We start from the raw sequence: 1,130 nt of genomic DNA, 5'->3' as shown, positions 1-1,130 counted from the left end.
ATTGGGACGAAGTCGTAACAAGGTAGCCGTACCGGAAGGTGCGGCTGGATCACCTCCTTTCTAAGGAGCATTCTCCAACACAACGTCCACACAGGTGGATGGTTGGTTGGCAGAGCCTGTTTCGGATCCACTTGTGGTCCGGCAGGAGCTCATGGGTGGACGCTGACAAACTTCCTCGCATCACGGCAGATCACATGATCTGCCGGCGAGTGCAATATATCGGCATACTGTTGGGTCCTGAGAGAACACGCGAGTGTTTCCTCGAAGGAAGTAACGACAACACTGGAATGTGGGTCATACCGCGGAGTTGCATTGATTTCGGTCAGTGTTTTTTCGGCTGGTGCTCACGGGAGTTCTGGGGTTGTGTGTTGTTTGAGAACTGCACAGTGGACGCGAGCATCTTTGTTGTAAGTAATGAAGAGCGTACGGTGGATGCCTTGGCACCAGGAGCCGATGAAGGACGTAGGAGGCTGCGATAAGCCTCGGGGAGCTGTCAACCGAGCTGTGATCCGAGGATGTCCGAATGGGGAAACCCAGCACGAGTGATGTCGTGTTACCCGCGCCTGAATATATAGGGCGTGTGGAGGGAACGTGGGGAAGTGAAACATCTCAGTACCCACAGGAAGAGAAAACAACCGTGATTCCGTGAGTAGTGGCGAGCGAAAGCGGAAGAGGCTAAACCATGGGTGTGTGATAGCCGGCAGGTGTTGCATTCGTGGGGTTGTGGGGTTCATTTTGTCAATACTGCCGTGTTGGCCAACAGTAAGAAATCACAGGGTTAGTGGAAGTGGTCTGGAACGGCCTGTCGTAGAGGGTGAGAATCCCGTACACGAAAACTTTGTGACTGTTGTAATGGAAACCCAAGTAGCACCGGGCCCGTGAAATCTGGTGTGAATCTGTCGGGACCACCCGATAAGCCTGAATACTCCCTGGTGACCGATAGCGGACTAGTACCGTGAGGGAAAGGTGAAAAGTACCCCGGGAGGGGAGTGAAATAGTACCTGAAACCGTGCGCTTACAATCCGTCAGAGCCTTCGAGCAGTTTACTGCTGGGGGTGATGGCGTGCCTTTTGAAGAATGAGCCTGCGAGTTAGTGGCATGTCGCGAGGTTAACCCGTGTGGGGTAGCCG

The 1,130-nt window shown here is 53.7% G+C and carries 2 rRNA genes; both read left to right on the top strand.

The window, feature by feature from the left end:
• Positions 1 to 60 (top strand): 16S ribosomal RNA (locus AC0B9F_RS38380); the annotation flags it as partial.
• Positions 61 to 405: 345 nt separating this feature from the next.
• Positions 406 to 1,130, top strand: a 23S ribosomal RNA gene (locus AC0B9F_RS38375); the annotation flags it as partial.

It is taken from the genome of Streptomyces sp. NPDC097129 (assembly GCF_055668065.1).
The sequence above is the reverse complement of the archived record's forward strand: the minus strand, read 5'-3'. Positions and strand labels throughout refer to the sequence as shown.